We start from the raw sequence: 25,663 nt of genomic DNA, 5'->3' as shown, positions 1-25,663 counted from the left end.
CCTCCTGCATATTGCATTTAATTTAATAGAAACTCATGCCATAAATATTAGTAAATAATTGTCTTTCTTGTTGCCATATAATACCCCCTTGGAAAATTAACCTCCTTTTCAGGGTATCAAAAGTTGATTTAAAAATAAAGATGTAATATTTAAATTCAGCTATGAAGATTAAATTTGTATTCTTAAATCTAGGTATCTAAATTTCGTAAAGATTATATCAGAATACTCATGACCTTTTATAAAGTTAACCACTATACTTCAACGGATAGGAACCTTACTGGGAATTGTATTTAGCATTTTTTCTTGTGCGAAGGTTGAGCAAACAATATAAAGAAATTAATTTACCCCTTTTGTTTATTTATTTTGAATAAAAATTCATTTCTAATTGACATAATGTTAATTTCAAAAAGTTGCAATAAATAACACGATTAGACCAACGTTTATAAGCTATCCCCCTTTTTATCAATCACTTAAGGGGCCATTTTAGTGGCTCTTTGGTAAAGTGCCCTTATAGGACGAAAAACCGCCAGTTCAAGTCATAAAGAGTTAATCAAGAAAATAACGCCAAATTCGTTTACATACTTACCCGACATCTATAAAATGTCCTTATATACTTTTTGAGTTAGGAGGAATGAGATGGGTCCTTCGTTACTGTTAGAGATTGCGCTAATTGGTGTTTTAGGAATAGGTTCGCAATGGCTTGCTTGGCGCTATAGAATGCCTGCAATTGTTATCATGTCTGTTACGGGCTTAATAGTAGGGCCAATTTTTGGAATTATTAATCCTGAAGAAGACTTTGGAGATTTATATAGTCCCATTATTTCAGTAGCCGTGGCTATTATATTATTCGAAGGTAGCTTGAATTTAAGTTTTAAGGAATTAAAGGGCATTGGAAAGCCAATTTTCCGGATATCTACAGTTGGGGCACTGATTGCTTGGATTTTAGGTTCACTAACAGCCCATTATATAGCTGGATTGTCTTGGGCGGTTGCCTTTGTAATTGGTGGGCTGTTTATTGTTACTGGTCCAACGGTTATTATGCCATTACTAAGACAAGCAAAATTAACATCAAGACCAGCCAAAGTATTAAAGTGGGAAGGGATTATTGTTGACCCAATTGGAGCATTAGTGGCAGTTTTTGCTTTTGAAATCATTACTTTCATTACAGCAGATAATCCTGATGGTTCACAGTTAATCTTGTTCTTCACTGCTTCGGTTTTTGCAATTATATTAGGTTGGGCACTTGGAAGAGGTTTAGGTTGGGTGTTTGAAGAAGGACATATACCGGAATTCTTAAAATCGCCTGCAGTTGTAGTTGTTGTTATTTTTGGTTTTACAGTGGCGGATTTAGTCATGCATGAAACGGGTCTATTATCGGTTACTGCGATGGGGATTACGTTAGCAAACATAGGAATTAGCTCCATTTCCGATATGAGGCATTTTAAAGAGAATATTTCTATATTACTTATTTCCACTATTTTTATTATGCTAACGGCTTCCTTAGAGGTGGATACATTATTACACATTTTCAGTCCTAACATTATTGGTTATGTGTTATTAATGATGTTCATCGTAAGACCATTGTCTATATTTTTATCAACCATTGGGACATCTTTATCATTAAATGAAAAAGTATTACTTGGGTGGATTGCACCAAGAGGAATTGTTGCATTAACTGTATCTAGTTACTTTGCTACAATTCTACTTGATGCTGGGTACCAAGATGCTTCTATCTTGACAACATTAACCTTTGCCCTTGTATTCTTTACTGTACTATCTCATGGTTTTTCTATCGGTTGGTTAGCTAGAAAGTTGGGTCTATCTGAAGAAGGAAAACCAGGTGTACTGATTATTGGAAGTAACCCATTTACAGTTCGATTGGCGGATTCGTTAAAGAAGTCAAGTATACCGGTTATCATTGTTGATTCATCATGGGAGCATTTAAAGCTTGCAAGAAAGGCTGGGGTTCCTTTCTACCGCGGAAATATGCTTTCCGAACAGACAGAGCATATGCTAAACACGATTCCATATGATTATTTACTCGCTGCAACGGATGACCATGCATATAATTCCCTTACATGTACGACTTTCCTTCCTGAATATGGAAGGACAAATGTCTTTAAAATTAGTCCATACGATGTAGTGGATAACTCTACTGGAGTTGTTTCTAGAGTTGGAGGAAGAATTTTGTTTGACAGGAAGTTCTCCATCGAAGTTCTAAATGAAAAAATAGAAAAAGGCTTTGTTTTCCGTAGAACGACATTAACGGAACAATATGGCCTGAAACAATATCTAGATGAAAAAGATGATTCAACCGTATTCTTGTATTTAATTAAACCAAATGGTGTCTTGAAGTTTTTCTCAGAGGAAATGCGGACCGTTCCATCCACAGGAGACACCATCGTTAGTCTAACCCCACCACTTAAAGAAAAAGAAAAGATTCAGGCAAAGTTAGATAAGGTGAGAGAACAATCAGATGATGTGTAATAGGTAAAAGAAGCAGCTCGAATACACGACGATATCATGAGAAGTGAAGGGTATTCGAGCTGCATTAATACACTTAATCCATTTCATCTAACTGACGATTAACTTCCGCAATTTCATCTTCCAAGCGCGCTAATTGATTTTGAGCAGATGACACTCTGCCTTTTACATACTCCAATTTATCTAAATCGCTTTGAATACGAACATAATCCGATTTTAATTCCGCTAGTTTTGCTTCAAGTTCCTTTTTCGTCATTTTCACACATCCCCCTTACGTATAGTCTAGCTAAATCCTCTTTATAAAACAAGAAAATCCGTTATAATGAAGGCATATCATATGTTTTTATTTCGGAGGTTTATGAATGAAAATTATATTTTCCTCTTCTATTAAAAATTACTTGGAGAAGGTAGAACCATTACTATTGCGTAAAGAGTCTTCCAATAATTTAATGCTTGGTCTATTAGAATATTTTAAAACAACCATGACAAAAGATGTTTATTGCGGATATATAGAAGATGGTGGAGAAGTGATATATGCTTTTATGCAAACTGTACCTAATAATTGGATATTGGCAGATGTAGATCATGTTGATGATCAACTATTTTCAACTCTAGCGAATTTCTTTTATAAAAAAGCAATTAAGGTGCCAGGAGTACTGGGGCCTATTCATAATGTGGAATGCTTTGTTCGAGAATGGTTGAAATATAAAAAGGTAAAAGCTTCTATAAAAATGAACCAGGTTATTTATCAATTAAATGAGGTTCGAATTACACCAAGCCCAAATGGGGAATTAGTAAAGGCAACGAAATCAGAGCACGAACTAATAAAAAGCTGGCTCATTCAGTTTGGAAAAGAAACAAAGGAAAAACCAATTACTGAAATTAAAGCTAGTCAAATGGCAACAAAATATATTGAGAATGAAAGTTTGTACTTGTGGAAAGTGGATGGGATGCCCGTATCGATGGCTAACCAATCGAGGAGAACCAAAAATGGAGTATCCATTAATGCGGTATTTACCCCAGATGAATTTAAACGAAATGGCTATGCCACAAATATCGTGGCAGCTTTAAGTCAAAAGTTATTGGATAGCGGTTACCAATTTTGTAGTCTATATACCGACAGAGAGAACCCAACGTCCAATAAAATTTATTCAAATATTGGGTATGACGTAGTAGGATCGTCGGTGGTGTATGAGTTTAAGTGAGAGGGACAAGGGGACAGGTGCACTGTCCCGGTTCAACCTCTGTCCCCCTTTCACTTTTAAATCAAAGCATCTTCTTTATCCTTTTTAGAATTTACATACGTTTGATAAAAATGAACGATAATGGTTCGAACGACGGCGTATGTTGGGACTGCAAATAGAATTCCAAGGAAGCCAGCAATACTACCCGCTGCAATAATGACAGTCATTACAGTTAAAGGATGAATATTTAATGCCTGCCCCATCACGTTCGGGGAAATCAAGTTACTTTCAATTTGCTGTGCAACAATCATAATAATGGAAACCCAGATTAAATTGTAAGGATCCTGGATGGTTCCGACTATCAAAGCTGGAGTAACTGCTAAAAACGGGCCGAGATATGGAATTACGTTTGTCATCATGCCAAATAGTGCCAAAATCAAGGCATAGTTTAAATCAATAACGACATATCCTATAAATAATAATACCCCAACACAAAAGCTTACGAATAATTGTCCTTGAATAAAGCTTGATAAAACATGATCAATCTTAGCTAATAAACTACGAATATTATCAGCCTTTTCCTTCTTGAATATCTGTAAGACAAATGGTAATAACTTTTCCCCATCCTTCAACATGAAAAATAAGAAAAATGGTACCATAACAAGTCCAGCAACAATACTAATAACTTGGCCAATAAAGCCACCTAGAAGCCCAAAAAGGTTATCTAAAATATTTTGCATGTGGTTCGGAATATTGCTGATAAAATCTTCTATTGCAACAATGATTTGTGGTGGAATACTTGTGTAATTAATTCTCCAGTAAAATATGAAATCCTCAATAGCTGCAATCATTCCGGGAATCCCATACATCAAATTCGTAACCTGCTTCTGTAAAATTGGCCATACATACATAATAAATACTGTTAAAAGTAATAGAATAACGAGGAATACTAGAATGACAGCAATAATTCGTCCAACTTTTAGTTTCCGCTCAAAAAAATGCATCAAAGGTCGTGTGAGGTAATATAAAATCCCCGCACCAATTAATGGAAAGGCGATGGCTCCAATATATTGCAAAATAGGAATGAATATAAAACTTGTATAATTTAATAATAAGATTAATAGAAATAAAAGAATTAAAAAACTAAGAACGTTAAACCAACGCTTTTGAAACATTCCATTACCCTCTTTCTCTTGATATAACTAACTTCATTTTAAACGATAGATGATAGAAATTGGAAATTTAAGGCATATTTACTTACTATTTTATCCAATCCCCGCTCTGAACATACAAGTTAAAAAAACAGAATATAGAATAATTGTTTAAAATATGTTAAAATTTGAGCATATTTATCTCACCTAAAAGGGCGGTAAGACTCCCACCTCAAGCTTCTAGGGAAACAAAGAAGATAGGTTGGAAATCAACTGCTCTTAAAGATCCGATAAGTGCGACTAACTATGAGTGGGGGATGAAGGAACCCCCTAGTCATGGAAGTCTTTGCAGATAAAAAGTATAAACGTTCAGTGCAACGATGGCATTTGCCTAATCTAAAGCAAATGCCAAGTTTTCTAATGGAGGATAGAATCATGACTGCTTGGATGCAAGTATACAAAAAATGGGATGCATTTGAAGAATTAGATCCATCCCTTCAATTAGAGTTAGAAAGATTAAAAGATGATCACGTAAAACTAGAAGATTCATTCTATAGAGAATTAGAGTTTGGGACAGGTGAGATGCATGGCTTAATTGGACCTGGAACAAACCGTATGAATATATATACTGTTCGAAAGGCAGCAAATGCTCTAGCAAACTATTTATTTGCAACTAGCGTAAATGTGAAGGATCGTGGAGTTGTTATTGCATATGGTTCAAGATTTATGTCGAAGGAATTTGCGTTGGAAACGGTCAAGGTATTAGCCTTTTATGGAATAAGAACCTATCTATTTGAATCGACTATTCCAACTCCATTATTATCTTATGCCGTGAGATATTTCGGAACAACCGCTGGAATCATGATTACTGCAAGCGATAAACCTAAAGAATACAATGGGTTTAAAGTTTACAATGAAGATGGAGCACAAATGACTCCTAAAGAAGCGGATCATTTTGTTTCTTATATGGAGAGTATGGAAGATGAATTATCAGTGCCTTTTTTGGAACAAAAGGATTTGGAAGATAAGGGGCTAATTTATTGGGTCAAAGATGAGATTGACCGAGCTTATTTAGAACGTTTACGATATATCTCTAAAATGGAACATGAAGAACAATTAAAGGACAAGAGTGTAAAAATTGCTTTTGCACCTCTTCATGGACCTGCACTCCCACTTGTGAAAAAGGGATTAGAGCAACTTCATTTTGATCACGTTCATTTAGTAGAAGAACAAGTAATACCTGACGCAGAAGCTATTTCAACAAATATAGAAAAGCACGAAGCTTTCCAGATGACAATAGAACTTGGGAAAAAGGTGGATGCGGATATTTTGCTTGCTACGTATCCGAATGGTGATAGACTTGGGGTCGCTGTGAAAACAACAGAGGGGAATTACCAAGTACTTACTGGAAATCAACTAGGGTCTATCCTATTAGATTATATATTGAGACATAGTGATCCGAATGTTTATCGGAATTCACGCGTAATAAAATCTGTTGTTACTACTGAATTAGGAAGAGCTATTGCGGATTCTTATTATGTGAAGACAATCGATACGCTAACGGGCTTTAACCATATTGGGGAAAAGATTGGTATGTTTGACTCTAGTGGGGAGACATTCCTTTTTGGCTTTGAAGAAAGCGACAGCTATTTAGTAAATGGTTTTGCACGTGATAAAGACGCGATCCAAGCTTCAGTTATGACAGCTGAAATGGTTTATTTTTGGAAGAAACAGGGTAAAACATTGCTCGATGTATTAGAAGACTTGTATCAAAAACATGGATATTATTTAGAAGGTACGTCAGCATTCGCTCTAGAAGGCGAAAATGACTTATCTAAAATAAAGGAAATCATGAATCAATTTAAAGAAAATCCTCCAAAAGAAATTGCCGGTTTAAAAGTGAAACAAATAGAAAATTATGAGAAGCGGGAACGGAAATTTGTTGTAGATGGATTAGCAGAGGATATTTTATTGCCAAAGGAAAATATGGTAAAATTCTATTTAGATAATAACGCTTGGGTTTGCTTATGTCCAAATAGCATAGAGCATAAGATCCAATACTACTACGGTGTTTGTGGGGAAAGTATGGAAGATAGTAGAAATTTGTTATCATCATTAGAATCTACACTAAATAAAATGACGGAAGAAAGTTTAAAAAAGCAGCGTATAAATTTTGTATCTTAGGTTATATATATTATAGAGATGGAAATTGACATATTATATATTTAGGGTTTTAATATATTTATATTCCTATAAAGGGGAGTAGCTGTACAATTAAAGTCGTCATTACGAGATCTTAAGTCTCCGGCTTTAGTTGGCAACTAACGTTGTTAGCGAGACCTTTACCAGTCGGGTAAAGGTCTTTTTATGGTCTTTACCTAATGGTAAGACCATTTTTATTTTTAAGGAGAGAGATTATGGGATCAGAATTAATCATTGAATACCTTTGGGTATTAGTTGTGTTAGTGGCTTTAGAAGGTTTACTAGCAGCAGATAATGCCTTAGTATTAGCGATTATGGTTCGTCATTTACCGGAAAAACAACGGAAGAAAGCACTATTCTATGGTTTAGCAGGTGCATTTGTCCTTCGTTTCGGATCATTATTTATTATTTCCTTCCTTGTAGATGTATGGGAGGTTCAAGCTTTAGGTGCCATTTATCTATTATTTATATCGATTAAAAACCTGTATGACAGGTTTAAACCGAAGACCCCGGATGATGAAGAAGCGGCCAAGGCTAAACTGAGAGATTCAGAAATTCATGAAGCATCACCAAAAGAATTTTGGCTAACCGTAGTGAAAGTGGAATTTGCAGACTTAGCATTTGCGGTTGACTCTATATTGGCCGCAGTTGCTTTGGCGATGGCTCTTCCACCAAGTGGACTAGGAACAATCGGAAGTTTAGATGCTGCACAATTTTGGGTTGTTTTTGCTGGAGGTATGATTGGTCTAATCATTATGCGTTTCGCAGCAAATGTCTTTGTCGACCTACTTCATAAACGTCCTGGTTTGGAAGTGGCAGCATTTATTATAGTCGGATGGGTTGGTGTGAAGTTGGCTATTATGGTATTAGCACATGAAGATATTGGTTTAATACCTCATGAATTCCCACACTCCATCTTATGGAAACTTATTTTCTATGGTGTATTAGTCCTTATCGCCATCGTCGGTTGGTTTGCTTCCGGACCGAAGAAAGAAGAAGAGAAAGAAGGAGCACAATCTTAACAAAAAACAACGATTTCCATTTAAAAGCCCTGAAATCGGGTATGCGTAATGGAAATCGTTTTTTGTTATATATTTAACATTTTTGAAGGAGAGATAATCATGTCCATTCAATTAAAACGTATTTATGAGTCTGCTAATAAAAATGATGGAATACGGGTTTTGGTTGACCGCATTTGGCCAAGGGGAGTTTCTAAAGATAAAGCCAAACTGGACTATTGGCTAAAGGGAATTGGACCTTCAACCAAGTTGCGAAAGGATTTTAACCATGATCCAGAAAAGTTTGCTGACTTTAAAGAAAAGTATAAGCAAGAATTGAAAAATGGAGAACAGAAAGAGCAGCTAAATCAATTAAAGGACATAGTGAAAAGCAATTCCAAAGTAACACTACTCTACGGTGCAAAGGATGAACAACATAACCAAGCCGTTATTTTAAAGGAGTTATTAGAAAAATAGATGACCAGTTAAGTTATTTATCCCACCTCAAGCTTAAGGTAGGTGGGTGATCAACAGACTAACCATTAGTTGGGGATGAAGGAAAACCCCCACTGATGGTTAGTCTTCTTTATATTTTTCGAGTTAGGTAAAGATGCACATTATTTTTATTTAATTTCCTACTGGGGTACAATAAAAAGACGTTAATTAGCATAGGTATTTATCCTTTGCTAAGTTCAATATTATCTAGGTTAAGGTATGAATAAACAATGAGGTGATATAATATGGCCGAACATCATTTTCTTTTAAAAGCAGATTGGCCCGGAGGAAGAAATAGTGAGGGGTATATAGCTGCAGGAAATTTGAAAACAAAAATATCGATACCGACCGAAATGGACGGACCGGGAGTAGGCACAAATCCCGATGAAATGTTGCTTGGTGCTGCTGCAACTTGTTACCTAATTACACTAGCTGCCATGATTGAACGAGCTAATTTACCATTAAAAGAGATGGCCCTTGAATCAGAAGGGATAGTCGATGTTACAAATGGCATTTTTACGTATAAGAAAATTATTCATCGTCCGACCGTCGCTTTACAGACAAGTGCTACGGAAAAAGATCATAGAAAACTAAGGATTTTGGTGGAAAAGGCTGAGAAGAGCTGTATGATATCCCGTGCGATTAAGGGAAATGTAGAATTGAAATTAGAACCAACATTGAGTTAAAGAGTTACAGTATTTCTTTCAAGGTATTGAATAACTTATGGATTAGGTTTAAAATATAAAACGTAGTAACCCAATTGGAATAATAATTATATAAATAGATAAAAGGAGGTCATAAGAATGAATGGTTTATTGGTTATTGTGAACGTGATCGTACTTATATTAGCTATCATTTTATTAATCAATATGCAAAAGAAACATGTTTCTTTCTCCAAGCGCGTGTTTACAGGGATGGGAATCGGTATCCTTCTTGGAGTCATCTTCCAAGCCATTTATGGTACAGAGTCTGAAATTATTGCAAAAACAATGGATTGGTTTGCCATTGTAGGGACAGGGTATGTCCGTCTATTAATGGTGATCGTCATTCCACTTATTATGGTATCCATCATTCGGGCCATCATTAATTTGGAAAAGACGAAAGAACTAGGAAAAATGGCGGGTTGGATTATAGGGACATTGATCCTTACAACCATGGTTGCGGCTTTGGTTGGGATTGGTTCGTCATGGTTATTTGATTTAAATGCAGAACAAATTGAAGCGGGTCATGCAGAAGCAGAACGTGGAGAATCAATAGAAGCTATGTATGCGGATATGGAAGGTCAAACAACACCACAACGTATCCTTGATTTTATTCCAAGTAATATTTTTGAAGATATGACTGGTGGGAGAGCGACATCCACGATTGCGGTTGTAATATTCTCGATTATTTTAGGTATTGCTGTTCTTGGAGTACGTAGGAAAAATCCGGAACAGGCTGACCTATTTATTAAAATAGTTAATTCCACTTATACAGTTGTCATGCGCCTTGTTACGTTAATATTACGATTAACTCCATTCGGGGTTCTTGCACTTATGACGAATATGGTTGCAACGACTAACTTTGCTGGAATTATTGAACTAGGTAAGTTTGTCTTAGCTTCTTACGTTGCGTTAATTGTTATGTTTATGATTCACTTAATCCTTGTTAGTGGTTTTGGATTAAATCCTTTCACCTATTTGCGAAAAGTTTTCCCAGTATTAGGGTTTGCTTTTACTTCTCGTTCTAGTGCGGGATCTATTCCGTTAAATGTGCAAACGCAAAGAGAATCATTAGGTGTTGATGAAGGGATAGCAAACATGTCTGCATCCTTTGGGGCGACAATGGGACAGAATGGTTGTGCAGGTATTTATCCGGCAATGTTAGCGATAATGATTGCACCAACTGTTGGAATTGACCCATTCTCTATCGGATTTATTCTTCAGCTTGCAGTCATTGTGGGTATTAGCTCGTTTGGAGTTGCCGGTGTTGGTGGTGGGGCAACATTTGCAGCAATTATTGTTCTTTCATCCATGGGGCTACCTGTAGGGTTGGCAGGTCTCCTAATCTCCGTTGAACCACTAATTGACATGGGAAGAACAGCATTAAACGTTAACGGCTCTATGGTAACTGGTACAATCACCTCACGAGTTTTGGGTAATTTTAATACGAAGATCTTTAATGATAAAAACGCAACAACGGAAACAGATGGATTTTAGTGGAAGAAGCTTTTATTATGAAGAATAACTAAATTAAGGAGTAGCATACTAGATCGCAAATGTGATTGGTATGCTACTTTTTTACTGTAATAAATTCCTTTCTAGTTTTGATGAGTGCCCGAATGAAAGAAAAATCATAGTGTTCGGTCACTCATAGCTTTGATGAGTGCCCGAGTGAAGGAAAAGTCATAGCGTTCGGTCGCTCATAGCATTGATGAGTGCCCGAGTGAAGGAAAAGTCATAGCGTTCGGTCACTCATAGCTTTGATGAGTGCCCGAATGAAAGAAAAGTCATAGCGTTCGGTCACTCATAGCATTGATGAGTGCCCAAATGAAAGAAAAGTAATAGCGATCGGTCACTCATAACGATGGTGAGTGCCCGAATGAAAGAAAAATCATAGCGTTTGGTCACTCATAGCATTGATGAGTGCCCGAATGAAAGAAAAGTAATAGCGATCGGTCACTCATAGGCATGATGAGTGCCTGAACAAGGGGAAAACCTCTTCATTCCTCTGAAAACAATTTTCCACGTTCAAAAATAAATTTAACCTGCGAATGTATACTCCTCACTTAATTAAAGATAAAACCTTGCTTAAATTTTGCTTTTCTCTTGCTTCTTCATAGTATCTAAAAGGACAGCCCAATTCCTTCACACGGGATAATACATTTTTAATATGAAAATGTTCTGGCCTAAGGTTTTCATTGACTTCTTCCCAATATAATGGAGTAGCTACTGTACCTTCTCTTGTTCTACGAGGAGAATATGGAGCGATAATTGTTTTATCTTTTCCATGTTGAATGTAATCTATATACAAACGACCTTTGCGTTTCTTCTTCATTCTTTCCGTTGTAAATAAATTAGGGTAAGCTCCTTCCACGGTATAGGCAACAGCTTGGGTAAAAACAGCAGTTTCATCGTATGTTAAACTATTTTCCGGAATAGGAATATGAATTTGAATTCCTTTATTACCTGAAGTTTTTACAAAGGAAAGGAGGCCTAAATCATCAAGGATTGGTTTAATCAGATTTGCAGCTTGAATAGCTAAAGAAAATGCATCTCGGTCTGGTGGATCCAAGTCAAATACGATTTCGATTGGCTTCGGTTGGTCAACTATCTGAAAAGGGACATGATATTCCAATGCCCCGTGATTTGCAAACCAAAGAATTGCATCCATACGATTACAAATAATCATTTTTTCGCCTTCTATTAGTTTGAAGTCGATGAAATCCGGTGCATAACCTGGAAGATGTTTTTGATAGAAGAATTCTCCATCTATACCTTCAGGGAAACGGATTAAAGTTAAAGCACGATTTCTCAAAAACGGTAACATATATGGACTGATTTCTCGAATATACGAAAGTAAATCTCCCTTTGTGTACATAGGGTCAGGCCAGTAGATTTTGTCAATCTTAGAAATGCCGATATGTTCGGGTATCATCGCCAAATCGATTTGTAAATTAGCTAACGTACAAGTCTGTGGATCTGTTTGTGGCAAAAGGGAAACAAATTCTGGCTCTCGCAATTCTTCCCGATGTAAATCGAGCGTATGGACTTTAGCGCAAACAGCTGGTGGCAAGGAAACACCATCCTTTGTTTTCTCTCCATTCGTTATAAATAGCTTCTCTAATGTTTTCGCTTCATCTTCTTTTAAGCCATGCTTACATTTCCCAACAACATAAATCTCATCATTGTGAAATACATTGAACGTATAATAGCCATTTTGCATGTCATAATGCGTAAGAAATCCCTGAATCGTCCGCCAGTTTTTAATCTTAAACCAATCTTGATGATTTTTCCCAGATATGTATTTACTATTTTTCCGTTTGGCAATAATGCCTTCCCCTTTATAATCAAAAATGATCCCCCATAAATGATCGGCATTTTCAAAAGAAGGGACGTAAATCATTCGTTTGCTTTCTGGTAAATTTTTAAAAAGGTTTTGTAAGTTCTGTTTCCTCTTGCTAAAAGAAGTGATTAATAAGGTTTCTCCCTTTAAGGTCAGTAAATCAAAGGCCATAAAGGAAGCAGGGCGTTGGTTACTAGCTTGTTGAATAGCTGAAGATTTCTTTAGGCGTCCGCGTTTTTGTATCCAGTTGAAATTGGCCTGATACATATTGTTTAAAACGACCAATTCTCCGTCTATTGTTAACGGAAGATAGTCTTTTACTTGGTTGTAGTTTTTTTGACAAAAGGTAATTATTTCCGGGAAATTTTCTGTTAAATCCTTTCTGTTTTTACTAGTTAACTGAATGCTTCCATCCTTATCCCATGTTAATACACAACGGAATCCATCATATTTCACCTCGTAAACCCATTCCTTACCATATGGAATCTTTGTACTTGTAATTGGTTTCATCATATCCATAAACAAATTCCCCCTTCTTTAATAAATTGGCTAATTATGAGGAAAATAAACGAAGGGATAATAAAATGATGTAAAACAAAAGATAGGATTATGATTTGTTAATTAAAAGATGAAAAAAAATGCCTAAATGAATGGAGGTTAACCCATGCATACGATGTGGAAAGGTTCCATAAGCTTTGGTTTAGTTAATATTCCAATAAAAATGCATGCCGCAACAGAAAACAAAGATGTCAAACTACGCCAACTGCATAAAGAATGTAAATCCCCAATTAAATATGAGAAAGTTTGTCCTGTATGTGATAAAGAAATAAACAATGATGAAATAGTAAAAGCATATGAATATGCAAAAAATAAATTTGTCGTTTTAGATGATGAAGATTTAGAGGCGCTACGTAAAGAGCAGGAAGACCGAGCTGTGGAAATTGTGGACTTCGTGAAATTAGAGGATATTGATCCGATTTACTTTGAAAAAAGTTATTATCTTTCACCGAATGAAGGAGGGGCAAAAGCATACAGTTTACTTCGTAGTGCTTTGAAAGATACAGGAAAAATTGGAATCGCAAAAATGATGATTCGATCTAAGGAACAATTAGCTGTCATTCGAGTTTATGAAAATGTTCTCGTTGTAGAAACAATTCATTTCCCTGATGAAGTTCGTAATGTACAAGACGTTCCAAGTGTTCCAGAGGAAACGAAAATTGGCGAAAAGGAATTAGAAACAGCGAAAATGTTAATTGAACAATTAACCACTGAATTTGAACCAGAAAAATACACGGATGAGTATAGAACAGCTTTACTAAATCTGATTGAAGACAAGAAAAATAATGAGGAAACATCTACACCAACACTTACGGAAAAACCAATGCCTGATAATGTGACAAACTTAATGGATGCACTTCAAGCATCATTGGATCGAGCAAAGAAAGACAAGCCAAAACCAAGCCAGCCAAAGAAAAAAACAAAAACAACACTCAAAAAGAAGAAAGCAACATCTTAATGTCTCCCAAGGGGGACATTTTTTTGGCAGGCAGCAAGCAATAAGTATAACAAAAAGCCAATTCCTGAAATGAATGCTGATTCCATAGTAATTTACTAATAGCAAATACTAAGGTTTTAACAACCATTTTACTGGAAGTTAACAGTTTAGTAACAAGCATTCCAAAAGGTGATTTTTTCTTTTAAAAGGAGTAAAGTTATAGTACATAGTATTTTCAAGGCAACTAAGTCATCCGCTTAAACGAAAGCGAATGCCAAGTTTTCTAATAAGGAGAGAAAAAATGGAGAGAAATGCATTTATTGATAACGCAAAGGTACTTTTCATTTTTTTAGTAGTATTTGGACATATGATTCAACCGTTTACATCTGACTCTAGGGGAGTTGAAACACTTTATCTGTGGATTTATACGTTTCATATGCCTGCATTTATTATGGTCTCTGGCTTTTTTGCGAAAGGGTCGAGTGATAAAGGCTATTTATGGAAACTGATTAAAAAGTTATTAGTCCCTTATTTTATTTTCCAAGGGATATACACTTTATTTTATTTTAGCGTAGGAAGTGGAAGTTGGAAAACTGGGGTTTTTCAGCCACAATGGTCATTATGGTTTTTGCTTAGTCTTCTTTGTTGGCATCTTCTACTCATCGTTTATAAAAGATGGCCAGCCAAAATTGGCATTCCATTATCAGTAATAATTGGCTTAATAGCAGGTTATTTTAGTGAAATTGGCCACACCTTTAGCTTGTCACGGACGTTGGTCTTTTTCCCGTTTTTCTTGTTAGGTTTTCATTTGACACAAAAACAGTTGCTTTTCGTAAAACGACCGGTTGCAAAAATTGCCTCTGTCTTCGTAATGATAGCTGTAGCTGTGTTCTTATATTATATTCCGAATATTGACTCAGGTTGGTTTCTTCAGTCTAAGCCTTATGATGATTTGGATGCTGGACAATATAGTGCAGCCATTAGGTTATCGGTTTACATTACAGCAGCTTTCATGACGGCAAGTATTTTAGCATGGGTTCCCGAGCGGAATTTAAACTGGGTTACAGAACTCGGTAAAAGGACATTATACGTGTATCTTTTACACGGATTTTTTATACAAACATTCCGTCATTATGATTTATTCCAAATGAATTCTTTCATTAGTTTTATCGAAATGTTGGTACTCTCTATCCTTATCGTTATCCTTTTATCTAGCAAACCGATTATAGCCATAACCCAACCAATCGTAGAAGGAAAGGTAAATTTATTAAAACAGTGGGGAAGAAGAGATAAACAAAGTCAATCCTATCATGTTTAAATTGTAATTTATTGGATAGACTACTCATATAGACAACAAATTGTCTATATATATCTCCCCCTTTTATTATATAAATGAACGAAATGGTGTAGCAGTTCAAATTTGGACTGCTTATTTTTTTGCCACCTTTACGGGCAGTAAGACTATATTTAAAAACCTTACCCAAATTGGGCAAGGTTTTTTAAATTTCTTGTTCAAAAAGCTACGTCCTGGTTCCTCGATTACTTGTCTCACCGTCTAGGTTTGTTGCAACGCCGACGCTTTTGTAGATGAAAAAATACGAAGCGTCATTTTCACCGGAGTTTTTGAACGTTCTCTTAAAAAAGAATATACGCAGCTATAGTGATAATTGGAAGAGTAATGATAGTACGTAAAAGGAATATAATGATTAAATCTAAGAAAGAAACAGGTATCTTAGTTCCTAATAGTAATCCGCCGACCTCTGACATGTAAATGAGCTGACTAACGGATAAAGCTGCAATAATAAATCTTGTTATCTCTGCTTCAATACCAGCTCCAATAACGGATGGAAGAAACATATCAGCAAAACCAATTATAATGGTTTGGGAAGCTTCCTGAGCATAAGGAATTTGCAATAATTCTAATAGTGGTACAAATGGAGTACCGAGCCATTGGAAAAATGGTGTATATTCAGCAATCATTAGTGCAACTAAACCGAAAGCCATGACGACAGGTGCTACACCCATCCACATATCTAGTATATTTTGTCCGCCTTCTTTAAAAAATCGATAGACACTATTTTGGGTTTTAGCTTGTTTTAGTGCATTATTATAACCGAAAGATAGCGCTGTTTCACCTTCAGGAATAAGCTCTTGTGAATGGTTCTCCTCATCGTTAATAAAGGTGTCTGCTTTTCTTGATAAAGGTGGGATTCTTGGCATAATAATTGCCGCGACAATACCTGCAACCACTACGGTTAAATAGAATGGTCCAAACATATGGGCGAGGCCAACTTCCGCTAAAACCACTAAAGAAAAAGTAATCGATACAACGGAGAAAGTAGTACCAATGACTGCCGCTTCTCGTTTTGTATAGAAACCTTCTTCATATTGCTTACTTGTTAAAAGAACTCCAATTGTCCCATCACCAATCCATGATGCCAACGCATCTACAGAGGATCTACCTGGCAAAGTAAACAAAGGGCGCATTACTTTTGTCATCATCGTCCCAAAGAATTCCAATAAACCAAAATTCGTTAGTAAAGGTAAAAATAACCCAGCAAACAAGAACACAGAAAACAAAACATGTAATAAATCATCTAATAATTTTTGTCCTGTATCAGGTCCATAAACTGCCTCTGGTCCAATTTGAAAAAATACCATGACGGCAAAAATGGCTGCTAGGATTCTTGTAATCGTCCAAAAAAGGTTTACATGGAATAACCCTTGAAAGAAAGGGGTCTTCTGAAATAGCTTTGGAGAAATATATCCAATAATCGTACATATTGCCGTTATGACAATAATGGCCATCATAATGAAAGACAATTGGCTCGAAAGCAAGTCTTGAACTTTATTAGCCAGTAATGCAATTGGTATCGAGAACCCGTCTTTCGTTTTAACCGGAATCATAAATAAGAAAACTCCAATAATGGAGGTGAGAATAAATTTTAAATGAATGCTTAACTGATGTTGTCTCAAGAAGTAAGATCCTTTCTAATTTATGTAATATCAAATATAATATTTTTAGAAATAGTAATAAAAACTAGTTAGTTGCTGCTACATAATAGCCAGCATACATTGAATAAATATACAGGATTTCGGGGAAATATTCAATAGTAATTTTTGCATAAAAACAGGAAGAATACGAGATGGTATAAGTATTAGTACTTTAGGGATTATACACGAATCAAACAGACAACGATGGGGTGTCTCAGATGAAAGGATTAAAATATAACGCAGTCTATCGTTTTACGGTGATTGTTTCGATGGTTATCAAATTCATCTTTCAAATCTATCTTTTCCATTTGAAGACAGCCATTTGGGATAGACAGGCTAAAAAAAGATGGAATAAACTTTTAGAAGAAATGGCTAAAGAATATCGGGTTACGGCAGAAAAGTTGGGAGGAGTATTAATCAAAGTTGGTCAGTTTCTAAGTTCAAGAACCGACTTCATGCCTGATGTATTTATTAACGAAATGTCTGGATTAGTTGACCATGTACCACCAATGCCTTATGAGTATGCAAAAGGCCTATTGCAAAAAGAATGGGGGACTGACCTAGGTACGCATTTAAAGGCTATAAAAAGAGAATCAGTCGCCTCTGCATCGATTGGGGAAGTATACGTTGGTGTGTTGAAGGATGGGACAGATGTTGCAATTAAAGTACGCCGTTACCGGATTGAAGAAATTTTTCATAAAGATTTTATAGCATTAAGAATGGTGTTTTGGATTATAAAAGTTTTAACGGCCTTTGGGAAGAAGTTAGACCTAAAAGCACTTTTCCGAGAGTTTATCACAGTGATGGATCGGGAATTGGATTTCGAACAAGAACTTGAATTCGGCAAATTCTTTAAAGAACGATTCAAAGAAAACAAAAATATCCACATACCGACCTATTATGAAGATTTATGTACCGATAAAGTACTTGTTATGGAATGGATAGAAGGAGCAAAGATAACAGATACTGCATTTATGAAACAACATCATATTGATGTGGAACAAACGACCAAAACTGTTTTTGATTTTTTTATGGATCAATATTTACACGCAGGGAAATTCCATGCTGATCCACATGCGGGAAATATTATTATTCAAGCGGATGGCCGTGTTGGAATTATTGATTTCGGAATGGTGGGAGAAATCAAACAGAAGGACGTCGATCATTTTAAACTCTTTATACAAGGTTTTATTTTGGAAAACTATGATATGGTCGTTGAGGCACTATCTAAAATGAATTTTGTATTACCAAAAGCGGATAAACGAAAGTTAAAGAAGGTTATTGAAGAAGCAACTGAAAAATATTCAAACGGTATGTTAAAAGAGTTTGATGGTAATGCAATGGAGCTCATTGACGAAGAATTGGACGTTGTGATGAAAGACGATGCCATTCAACTTCCAGCAGACTATGCTTACTTATTAAGAGCAATATCTATTGTAGCGGGAATTATTTTTGCCATTAACCCGAATATAAATATAATTAAATGGGCAAAACCTAAAATCAAAGATTGGTTTGGAACGAAAAGTATCGCAGAGTCAGTTGCAAAGCAATATGTAAAAAATGCAACAGAACCAATTTTAGCTTATCCAAGGGCTCTTTTAACATGGCTGGAGAGCGGAGAAAAAGATAGACAGTGGGATAAAGAAAAACATTTTATAAATCTGAAACATCAATATTATTTACTTTTAGAGATTACTTCTTTTATCATGGTGATAGTAGGATTTAGTATTTCTGCATATAGTATAAATAATAGCTTAGAAATAATGAAATGGGTCGGATTCATTGTCACGGGAATATTTACAGTAATATTTAGTATTATGTTATTGATTCATCATCGATTTATAAGAAAAAGACGTAACGGAGGTTAGGAAAATGAGCAATTACTTAAAAAAAGGTTTTTTATTAGGTCTTGGTGCTGCAGTTAGTGGAAAAGAAAAACTGGAACAGAAGTTAAAGGAACTTGTTGATAAAAATGAGTTAACACAAGATGAAGCAAAATCAATGATGGATAATTTTATTGAAAAAGGTGATACAAAAAAACAAGAATGGTCATCCAAGCAAAAGAAACAAACACAAAAGATTGCAAAAGAAATGGGCATAGCAACGACAGAAGAATTAGAAGATCTTAGAAGAAGAATTCATACATTAGAATTAAAATTAGCGGATAAGGATGTTATTGAAGAGTGAGCGCATGCTCACTTTTTCTATTTTTACATTACTAGGTGTCGATATTATCAAACAATTTAAAAAATATAGTTGCATTCTGTAAAAATTGTAGTATAATTAATACAAATTAGATGAAGTTTTTCCATTCGGGGGTGAATAAAGCGGTATGGTAAATTTTTTGCAATTTTGTGAGAACGCCACAAAACAACTTGGTAGACAATTAAAAGAAGAAGAGGTTAATTTTCTACATTGGATGTATCATCGCTACTCAGAGGAAAAACAAGAATCTTGTGCACAGACATTTGTAAAAGCTTAACTATAAATTAATACAAAAATGAAAACGCTTTTATCAGTCCTTGGGAACAAAACTCAAGGATTTTTACTTGTTCAGTATCATAATTATTCATACAATAGGATTCATGATATAATGAGTCTGTGTAAAACACAAGGTTTAAGGAGCGTTCGTATGGCGATAGAAAATGAAACGATTTTAAATAAAATGTTGAAAGAAATAAATGATGCGAAAGAGAACCAAAATAATCAAGATAAATTATTGATACATATTAATAACGTGAAATTGCTATGTGATTTGTTTCTAGAAGAAGATTCAGAAAAAAATAGTGCAGTTCAAGAACAACGTGATGAATTTACAGAAGCGGAATTAAAGGCAATGATTGGGAAGCAAGATACCATTAAAAAAATCCAACAACAACAATTGAAACAAAGCGAGACAATCGATCATGAACAGGCAAATGGCGATTCTATCTTTGACTTTTAAAGCTAATCCTCTTTTTAGAAAGGAGACAATGGGATGAAACTATTTTTAATCTTAGGGGCAATCAATGGATTTTTAGCAGTGGCACTTGGGGCATTTGGTGCACATGGATTAGAGGGCAGATTGACTGAAAAACAAATAGAAACATGGAATAAAGCAGTACAATATCAAATGTTTCACACATTTGCGTTAGTAGCAGTTGGAATTCTAATGACAAAAGCGCAAAGCGGGTCATTAACATGGGCTGGCTGGATGTTTTTCCTAGGAATTATAATTTTCTCAGGTAGTCTTTATATTTACTCCACCACAGCCATTAAAACCTTTGCAATGATAACTCCAATTGGTGGACTTGCATTTTTAATTGGTTGGGTATTATTGGGGATTTTTGTGCTTCGCTATATTTGAAAAATCATATAAGTGATAAAGATAAAAATACAGACAGCTCGTACTAATTGTTTTCCAGCATGAGCAGTATCTTTTTTATGTAAAAAGATAAAAGCTTCGCAAACTAAACTAATCGCTATAAAATAGAAGGTTATAAATAGTAGGATGAAGTAACCTTGTATCATGGCAAACAGACCAACAACAGCTGCAATACCTATAGAGAGGATTTCAACTAGGGTAAACTTTTCTAACGGGCTCTTCATCATAATACCTCCATTTTAAATATATTTGAGAAAAGAAAGGATGACACAAGATTTTTGGAAGTGTCATCCTTTTGATTTGCACATAGGGGAGTTAAAACTTTCTTCCTGCATAAGAACAACGGAGGCATTTGCCCAATGCCAATTTCCTTCTAATTATCTCGGTGGGAAGGTACTTAATTGCCCACTACTACCTCCAAATGGAGATTGATAATTGATTTCCTCATCAAATTCCACATAATCAAGGTAAACCATTAATAATAAGTATCGTTTTCCGGTATTTGGTTCACTTAAAATAAGATGATCTCTTCCTGCAGCCTCAATGACTCCGGTGAACACCTTTGCGTTCCAGCTCGGATTGTTCTCAAACGTCATGTAAACTTTTACTAGTTTTCCTTTATTAAGACGAAGAATATTTTCAACATAGGATTGTTCAATAGGTAGCATTCCAGGTACATCTGTAGATTGGTGTTGTTGTTGTTGAGCAGGTTGCTGCTGTTGAATTGATGGTGGTTGCACTTGTTGCATTTGACCTTGTTGTTGTTGTTGTACAGGATGCATAGGTTGACCGGGCACTGCACTCATTAGGTATCCCGGGTAAGGATAAGCAGCAGCTACCGGATAAAAGTTCCCCTGTTGTCGGTTAACTTGATAATTAGACATTAAAATTCCTCCCTATTTTTAAGTGATTCCTTTTGATGCTTTGTTGGCTTCCCCTTATCTCTAGACTGCTGGGCAGTCGTATGGTTAGTGTGGTTATTACTTGAATCTTTTCTTTCTGCCCATAATCTGGGATGCTAGACTCAATAATTATATGTATGTAAATACCTAGAAAATGATGACAGATAAATGGGATTTATTTTGGGAGAGTTTTTTAATGGTGAATATAATTCCGGATAGAGGATGTCGATTGTATTCATTCAAAATAAATAAAAAAGCCATCACCACAAAGGGTGATAGCTTAAAGTTTTCTATATTAACTTTACAGTGTGAAATAAGTATCTAGATCTTCTTTTGGTAAGTAATTTCCGATGATAAAGTCGCCAAATTCAGCGTAGATTGCGGAAACTTCATCATAACGCATTTCGTAAACAATCTTTTTAAATTGAAGGGGATCGTGTGCAAATAGAGTTACGCCCCATTCCCATTCATCAAGTCCCATGGATCCAGTAATTATTTGTTTCACTAAACCAGCGTATTTACGACCAGTTGCAGCGTGGTCCGTTAGTAATCTCTGTCTTTCCTTACGATCAATCGTAAACCAGTTTGCTTCATTCCAACGACGGCGATTCATAGGGTAGAAACAAGCATGTTCCCATTTAGGAAGAATTGGTTTAAGGCGTGCTTCCACTGCCTCGTTGATTTTGCGGTTCTTCACTTCATCAACAGTATCATTTGTACCTAGCTCCACGATGGAAACATATGAATAACCTGGAATAAGGTAATCGCCAATTTTTGATTTATTCAGTTCTGTTTTGAATTCTTCCAATTCATCCATTGTCGGACGAACAACGATAAACATTAAATCGGCTTTATTACCTACTACTTTATAAATGGATTGGCTACCATTTTTCTCTTCTTCTATGGCTTCCCATTTGGTCATTAATTCTTTAAGCTCTTGTACCGCTTCTTTTCTATCATTTTCAGACGCCATCTTCCAAGAAGTCCAATCGAATGTACGTGTATCGTGCAAGGTGCACCAACCGTCTAAAGTTCCCACTGCTTCTACCATATGTATCTCTCCTTTAAAATGATTATTTTTTATATCATAGTCCTGTATACCCAAACTAACCATGATTTTAAGGATTTTAAGGACTTTTACTTTCCCTTTTACTATAGCATAATTGGGGAATACTAATCATGAGAAAGCATTTGGATTAAATCGATTATTGCAATTTGTCATTTGTTTGTCAAAAAATGTAGGAAAAACAATGTCAATTTCTTTAAATAAAGTATGGTTTGATTTATGATGGAAATGCATATAGAGGCTGTTCAAAAAGTCCGGTGAAAATGACACTTCGCATTTAGCCGAACTCGGTCTTTTCATCCTCCTTTTTGAACACGAATATATAGCATATTGGAGGATTGTAAAATGAGTAACTTATTCGATGATTTAACTAAAAAAATTTCAGGAAAAGATAAAAAGATAGTTTTTCCTGAAGGACTAGACGAAAGAATTTTAACTGCAGCAAGTAGATTAAGTGCAGATGGATTAGTAACTCCTATTTTAATTGGAAATAAAGAAGAAATTGAAGGCAAAGCAAAAGAAGTTGGAGCAAATATCTCTTCCTGTGAAATTTTAAATCCTAATGATTATTCAGAGTTTGATGAAATGGTTCAGGCATTTGTAGAACGCCGTAAAGGTAAAGCAACAGAAGAAGATGCACGTAAAATTTTACTTGATGAAAACTACTTTGGAACAATGCTAATATATATGGGAAAAGCGGACGGACTTGTTAGTGGTGCAGCACATTCCACAGCAGATACAGTACGTCCAGCATTACAAATTATTAAAACAAATGGTAGAGTGAAGAAAACGTCTGGAGTCTTCATCATGGTTCGCGACGAAGAAAAATATGTATTTGCGGATTGTGCGATTAACATATCACCAGATAGCCAAGATTTGGCGGAAATTGCTGCGGAAAGTGCGGTTACAGCTAAATTATTCGGTGTGGATCCACGCATTGCGATGCTAAGCTTTTCTACGAAAGGTTCTGCAAAATCACCAGAAACTGAAAAAGTAGAAAATGCACTTCAAATTGCAAAAGAAAATGATCCTTCTTTAGTTATCGATGGAGAATTTCAATTTGATGCAGCATTTGTACCAAGTGTAGCAGCGAAAAAGGCTCCTGATTCCGTTATTAAGGGGGACGCAAACGTATTTGTCTTCCCAAGTTTGGAAGCAGGAAACATTGGCTATAAAATTGCTCAACGTCTTGGTGGATTTGAAGCAGTAGGACCAATCCTTCAAGGGTTGAATAAACCTGTAAATGATCTATCACGTGGATGTAATGCAGAGGATGTTTATAACTTAGCCCTAATTACAGCAGCACAAGCAGTGGCAGAGTAAAATGAGAAGCTTGCAGCAAATCATACGTAGCTGCAAGCTTTTTCTATGACTTTTTTTAAAGAAGTGTGAATCTAAATTGATTTCATATCCGTAATGTATACAAAGTAAGGTAGGTTTTTTAGAAAACTTGACGTTCTCCAGGCTTTAGCGAATTTCTACCTTGTAAAAAATGAGACAGGAGATCAAAAGTGGAAAATCAAGAAAAAACAAAACTTAAACCATTTATTTCTTTAATTTTATCAACAAAAATACCAAAATGGTCCTTGTTCATCGGGTTAATCGGAAGTATTATTACGATGATCATTGGTCTTTCCATTCCCTTGCTTACAAAGGAATTAGTGGATGGGTTTTCGGTAGATGCCATAAGTACTGCACTTGTTGTTACGATTTTTGTCGTATTTGTTTTACAAGCGGTTGTAGATGGGGTATCAACTTATTTATTAGCAGCTGTTGGGCAAAAGATTGTTGCAAGATTACGAGAGACGATGTGGTTTAAACTACTTCGTTTACCAGTAAGTTATTTTGACAAACATGCAAGTGGGGAATCGGTAAGCCGTGTCGTAAATGATACTGGTATTGTCAAAGACCTTATTACACAGCATTTCCCGCAATTCATTACTGGTTTTATTACTATTATCGGGGCAATTGTCATTTTACTAATTATGGACTGGAAAATGACGTTGTTAATGCTCATTGCTGTACCGGTTACATTTGCAATTATGATGCCACTTGGTGCAAGAATGGCGAAAATATCAAAGAACTTGCAAGACGAAACAGCAAAATTTACTGGTGATATCCAACAAACCTTAAGTGAAATTCGCTTAACCAAAGCTTCGACCGCCGAAGAAGTGGAACAGAATAAAGGGATGTCTGGTATTACCAATTTGCTTAACTATGGATTAAAAGAAGCACGGATTTTTGCTTTAATCGGTCCGTTTATGTACACCATTATGATGATTGTCATTGTTGTTATTATTGGCTATGGTGGAATTCGTGTTGCAGAAGGTACGCTTTCGACGGGATCTCTCGTGGCATTCTTGTTGTACTTATTTCAAATTATTTATCCGATTACTTCCTTTGCGATGTTCTTTACAGAATTACAAAAGGCAAAGGGGGCGACAGAGAGGATTATAGGAATTCTCGATTTGCGTGAGGAAGAGAGTCAAGAAGGTTTGGAACAGGATATTGCTAATCAACCTGTTTCTTTTTCAGACGTTTCCTTTTCCTATGATGAAAATGAAACTGTTCTTCGGAATATTAATTTCACAGCGGAACCAGGAGAGATGGTTGCTTTGGCTGGTCCGAGTGGTGGGGGGAAAACGACCTTATTTGGGCTAATTGAAAGATATTATGAACCAACATCTGGTGTTATTCGGATAGGGAATACTCCCATTCACTCCTTATCAATGAAGTCATGGAGAAGTCAGATTGGCTATGTTTCACAGGAAAGTGCGATGATGGCAGGGACGATTAGAGATAACTTAACTTACGGATTAAGTAATGCGAGTAGTATTACCGATGATCAATTATGGAAGGTTGCTGAAATGGCCTATGCCGATACGTTTATTCAATCTTTTCCTAAAGGATTAGATACAGAGGTTGGAGAACGTGGTGTGAAACTCTCTGGTGGGCAAAGACAGCGAATTAATATCGCTCGGGCTTTCTTAAGAGATCCGAAAATATTAATGCTAGATGAAGCAACTGCAAGTTTAGATAGTCAATCCGAACAAGCTGTTCAGGAGGCATTATCCCGCTTAATGGTTGGACGTACAACGTTTGTTATTGCACACCGACTATCCACCATCGTTCACGCTGATAAAATTATGTTTATCGAAAAAGGACAAATAACAGGGGAAGGAACGCATCAGGAGTTGATGGCTTCCCATGAATTATACCGGACATTTGCTGAACAGCAGTTAGGGGATTGACTGTTGAGGAAAGAACGGAGGGATCGGGAGTTC

General features: G+C 35.9%; 23 protein-coding genes. 16 read left to right on the top strand and 7 right to left on the bottom strand.

Going from position 1 to position 25,663, the window contains the following annotated elements; all coding sequences use genetic code 11:
- The first annotated feature begins 636 nt into the window (after positions 1-636).
- Entirely contained in the window at positions 637-2,487 is a 1,851-nt protein-coding gene (locus MHI02_RS18345; protein WP_145523920.1) for a cation:proton antiporter, read from the top strand.
- A 73-nt stretch (positions 2,488-2,560) separates the two neighbouring features.
- On the opposite strand, the gene MHI02_RS18340 is transcribed toward MHI02_RS18345, so the two are convergent.
- Positions 2,561-2,740, bottom strand: coding sequence for an SE1832 family protein (locus MHI02_RS18340; RefSeq protein ID WP_047186635.1), 180 nt, complete (start codon positions 2,738-2,740; stop codon positions 2,561-2,563).
- Between the two features lie 106 nt (positions 2,741-2,846).
- On the opposite strand from MHI02_RS18340, the gene MHI02_RS18335 reads away from it, so the two are divergent.
- Positions 2,847-3,689: a GNAT family N-acetyltransferase gene (locus MHI02_RS18335; protein WP_047186636.1), complete on the top strand. Its 843-nt coding sequence runs from the start codon at positions 2,847-2,849 to the stop codon at positions 3,687-3,689.
- Positions 3,690-3,745: 56 nt separating this feature from the next.
- Here the strand turns inward: MHI02_RS18335 and MHI02_RS18330 are convergent, their stop codons facing one another.
- On the bottom strand, positions 3,746-4,843 hold the full coding sequence (locus tag MHI02_RS18330; RefSeq protein WP_341166222.1) for an AI-2E family transporter: 1,098 nt from the start codon (positions 4,841-4,843) through the stop codon (positions 3,746-3,748).
- A 411-nt stretch (positions 4,844-5,254) separates the two neighbouring features.
- Here MHI02_RS18330 and MHI02_RS18325 point away from each other — a divergent pair, with 411 nt between their 5' ends.
- The 5 genes from MHI02_RS18325 to MHI02_RS18305 all read left to right on the top strand — a co-directional run bounded on the left by MHI02_RS18325 (position 5,255) and on the right by MHI02_RS18305 (position 10,712).
- Positions 5,255-7,003: a phospho-sugar mutase gene (locus MHI02_RS18325; protein ID WP_341166221.1), complete on the top strand. Its 1,749-nt coding sequence runs from the start codon at positions 5,255-5,257 to the stop codon at positions 7,001-7,003.
- 233 nt (positions 7,004-7,236) lie between these two features.
- A complete protein-coding gene (locus MHI02_RS18320) occupies positions 7,237-8,043 on the top strand; it encodes a TerC family protein (protein ID WP_047186639.1) in 807 nt (268 codons plus the stop codon).
- Between the two features lie 99 nt (positions 8,044-8,142).
- On the top strand, positions 8,143-8,496 hold the full coding sequence (locus MHI02_RS18315; RefSeq protein ID WP_060669037.1) for a DUF488 domain-containing protein: 354 nt from the start codon (positions 8,143-8,145) through the stop codon (positions 8,494-8,496).
- 263 nt (positions 8,497-8,759) lie between these two features.
- Positions 8,760-9,200, top strand: coding sequence for an OsmC family protein (locus MHI02_RS18310; RefSeq protein WP_047186641.1), 441 nt, complete (start codon positions 8,760-8,762; stop codon positions 9,198-9,200).
- A gap of 117 nt (positions 9,201-9,317) precedes the next feature.
- Positions 9,318-10,712: an L-cystine transporter gene (locus MHI02_RS18305; protein ID WP_341166220.1), complete on the top strand. Its 1,395-nt coding sequence runs from the start codon at positions 9,318-9,320 to the stop codon at positions 10,710-10,712.
- Positions 10,713-11,277: 565 nt separating this feature from the next.
- Here MHI02_RS18305 and MHI02_RS18300 read toward each other — a convergent pair.
- Positions 11,278-13,077 carry a DNA ligase D gene (locus MHI02_RS18300; RefSeq protein ID WP_341166219.1) on the bottom strand — a complete coding sequence of 600 codons (1,800 nt, stop codon included), beginning with the start codon at positions 13,075-13,077 and terminating at the stop codon, positions 11,278-11,280.
- A gap of 145 nt (positions 13,078-13,222) precedes the next feature.
- Here MHI02_RS18300 and ku point away from each other — a divergent pair, with 145 nt between their 5' ends.
- Positions 13,223-14,074 (top strand): non-homologous end joining protein Ku, encoded by an 852-nt coding sequence (gene ku, locus MHI02_RS18295; RefSeq protein ID WP_145523922.1) that lies wholly within the window; start codon positions 13,223-13,225, stop codon positions 14,072-14,074.
- A 280-nt stretch (positions 14,075-14,354) separates the two neighbouring features.
- Positions 14,355-15,371 carry an acyltransferase family protein gene (locus tag MHI02_RS18290; protein WP_145523923.1) on the top strand — a complete coding sequence of 339 codons (1,017 nt, stop codon included), beginning with the start codon at positions 14,355-14,357 and terminating at the stop codon, positions 15,369-15,371.
- A 317-nt stretch (positions 15,372-15,688) separates the two neighbouring features.
- Here the strand turns inward: MHI02_RS18290 and MHI02_RS18285 are convergent, their stop codons facing one another.
- Positions 15,689-17,029 carry a YjiH family protein gene (locus MHI02_RS18285; RefSeq protein ID WP_060669034.1) on the bottom strand — a complete coding sequence of 447 codons (1,341 nt, stop codon included), beginning with the start codon at positions 17,027-17,029 and terminating at the stop codon, positions 15,689-15,691.
- A gap of 236 nt (positions 17,030-17,265) precedes the next feature.
- Between MHI02_RS18285 and MHI02_RS18280 the strand changes: the two genes are divergently transcribed.
- From MHI02_RS18280 to MHI02_RS18260, 5 genes are all read left to right on the top strand, one after another.
- Positions 17,266-18,915 (top strand): ABC1 kinase family protein, encoded by a 1,650-nt coding sequence (locus MHI02_RS18280; RefSeq protein WP_341166218.1) that lies wholly within the window; start codon positions 17,266-17,268, stop codon positions 18,913-18,915.
- A 4-nt stretch (positions 18,916-18,919) separates the two neighbouring features.
- Positions 18,920-19,234, top strand: coding sequence for a phasin family protein (locus MHI02_RS18275; RefSeq protein WP_047186648.1), 315 nt, complete (start codon positions 18,920-18,922; stop codon positions 19,232-19,234).
- A 145-nt stretch (positions 19,235-19,379) separates the two neighbouring features.
- Entirely contained in the window at positions 19,380-19,529 is a 150-nt protein-coding gene (locus MHI02_RS18270; protein WP_165589213.1) for a hypothetical protein, read from the top strand.
- 150 nt (positions 19,530-19,679) lie between these two features.
- The gene (locus tag MHI02_RS18265; protein WP_047186649.1) at positions 19,680-19,991 is read left to right on the top strand and encodes a YwdI family protein; all 312 of its coding nucleotides are present in this window, start codon (positions 19,680-19,682) and stop codon (positions 19,989-19,991) included.
- Between the two features lie 33 nt (positions 19,992-20,024).
- Entirely contained in the window at positions 20,025-20,393 is a 369-nt protein-coding gene (locus MHI02_RS18260) for a DUF423 domain-containing protein (protein ID WP_047186650.1), read from the top strand.
- Here MHI02_RS18260 and MHI02_RS18255 read toward each other — a convergent pair.
- The 3 genes from MHI02_RS18255 to hemQ form a co-directional block, all read right to left on the bottom strand.
- The gene (locus tag MHI02_RS18255) at positions 20,384-20,635 is read right to left on the bottom strand and encodes a hypothetical protein (RefSeq protein WP_047186651.1); all 252 of its coding nucleotides are present in this window, start codon (positions 20,633-20,635) and stop codon (positions 20,384-20,386) included. The two genes, MHI02_RS18260 and MHI02_RS18255, sit on opposite strands and share 10 nt — an antisense overlap.
- A gap of 153 nt (positions 20,636-20,788) precedes the next feature.
- The gene (gene gerQ / locus MHI02_RS18250) at positions 20,789-21,295 is read right to left on the bottom strand and encodes a spore coat protein GerQ (RefSeq protein ID WP_216883731.1); all 507 of its coding nucleotides are present in this window, start codon (positions 21,293-21,295) and stop codon (positions 20,789-20,791) included.
- A gap of 319 nt (positions 21,296-21,614) precedes the next feature.
- Positions 21,615-22,364, bottom strand: coding sequence for a hydrogen peroxide-dependent heme synthase (hemQ, locus tag MHI02_RS18245; protein WP_047186653.1), 750 nt, complete (start codon positions 22,362-22,364; stop codon positions 21,615-21,617).
- Positions 22,365-22,724: 360 nt separating this feature from the next.
- On the opposite strand from hemQ, the gene pta reads away from it, so the two are divergent.
- Positions 22,725-23,702, top strand: a complete 978-nt coding sequence (gene pta / locus MHI02_RS18240) for a phosphate acetyltransferase (RefSeq protein ID WP_204798669.1) — start codon at positions 22,725-22,727, stop codon at positions 23,700-23,702.
- A 188-nt stretch (positions 23,703-23,890) separates the two neighbouring features.
- The gene (locus tag MHI02_RS18235) at positions 23,891-25,630 is read left to right on the top strand and encodes an ABC transporter ATP-binding protein (RefSeq protein WP_047186655.1); all 1,740 of its coding nucleotides are present in this window, start codon (positions 23,891-23,893) and stop codon (positions 25,628-25,630) included.
- Positions 25,631-25,663: the final 33 nt, after the last annotated feature.

Origin of the sequence: Oceanobacillus sp. FSL K6-0118, assembly GCF_038006665.1 — a bacterium.
GTDB classification, from domain to species: Bacteria; Bacillota; Bacilli; order Bacillales; family Amphibacillaceae; genus Oceanobacillus; species Oceanobacillus caeni.
The sequence above is the reverse complement of the archived record's forward strand: the minus strand, read 5'-3'. Positions and strand labels throughout refer to the sequence as shown.

Coding starts and splice junctions, on each gene's coding strand:
- MHI02_RS18345 (WP_145523920.1), top strand. CDS start 637: ATGGGTCCTTCGTTACTGTTAGAGATTGCGCTAATTGGTGTTTTAGGA.
- MHI02_RS18340 (WP_047186635.1), bottom strand. CDS start 2,740: ATGACGAAAAAGGAACTTGAAGCAAAACTAGCGGAATTAAAATCGGAT.
- MHI02_RS18335 (WP_047186636.1), top strand. CDS start 2,847: ATGAAAATTATATTTTCCTCTTCTATTAAAAATTACTTGGAGAAGGTA.
- MHI02_RS18330 (WP_341166222.1), bottom strand. CDS start 4,843: ATGTTTCAAAAGCGTTGGTTTAACGTTCTTAGTTTTTTAATTCTTTTA.
- MHI02_RS18325 (WP_341166221.1), top strand. CDS start 5,255: ATGACTGCTTGGATGCAAGTATACAAAAAATGGGATGCATTTGAAGAA.
- MHI02_RS18320 (WP_047186639.1), top strand. CDS start 7,237: ATGGGATCAGAATTAATCATTGAATACCTTTGGGTATTAGTTGTGTTA.
- MHI02_RS18315 (WP_060669037.1), top strand. CDS start 8,143: ATGTCCATTCAATTAAAACGTATTTATGAGTCTGCTAATAAAAATGAT.
- MHI02_RS18310 (WP_047186641.1), top strand. CDS start 8,760: ATGGCCGAACATCATTTTCTTTTAAAAGCAGATTGGCCCGGAGGAAGA.
- MHI02_RS18305 (WP_341166220.1), top strand. CDS start 9,318: ATGAATGGTTTATTGGTTATTGTGAACGTGATCGTACTTATATTAGCT.
- MHI02_RS18300 (WP_341166219.1), bottom strand. CDS start 13,077: ATGGATATGATGAAACCAATTACAAGTACAAAGATTCCATATGGTAAG.
- ku (WP_145523922.1), top strand. CDS start 13,223: ATGCATACGATGTGGAAAGGTTCCATAAGCTTTGGTTTAGTTAATATT.
- MHI02_RS18290 (WP_145523923.1), top strand. CDS start 14,355: ATGGAGAGAAATGCATTTATTGATAACGCAAAGGTACTTTTCATTTTT.
- MHI02_RS18280 (WP_341166218.1), top strand. CDS start 17,266: ATGAAAGGATTAAAATATAACGCAGTCTATCGTTTTACGGTGATTGTT.
- MHI02_RS18275 (WP_047186648.1), top strand. CDS start 18,920: ATGAGCAATTACTTAAAAAAAGGTTTTTTATTAGGTCTTGGTGCTGCA.
- MHI02_RS18270 (WP_165589213.1), top strand. CDS start 19,380: ATGGTAAATTTTTTGCAATTTTGTGAGAACGCCACAAAACAACTTGGT.
- MHI02_RS18265 (WP_047186649.1), top strand. CDS start 19,680: ATGGCGATAGAAAATGAAACGATTTTAAATAAAATGTTGAAAGAAATA.
- MHI02_RS18260 (WP_047186650.1), top strand. CDS start 20,025: ATGAAACTATTTTTAATCTTAGGGGCAATCAATGGATTTTTAGCAGTG.
- MHI02_RS18255 (WP_047186651.1), bottom strand. CDS start 20,635: ATGAAGAGCCCGTTAGAAAAGTTTACCCTAGTTGAAATCCTCTCTATA.
- gerQ (WP_216883731.1), bottom strand. CDS start 21,295: ATGTCTAATTATCAAGTTAACCGACAACAGGGGAACTTTTATCCGGTA.
- hemQ (WP_047186653.1), bottom strand. CDS start 22,364: ATGGTAGAAGCAGTGGGAACTTTAGACGGTTGGTGCACCTTGCACGAT.
- pta (WP_204798669.1), top strand. CDS start 22,725: ATGAGTAACTTATTCGATGATTTAACTAAAAAAATTTCAGGAAAAGAT.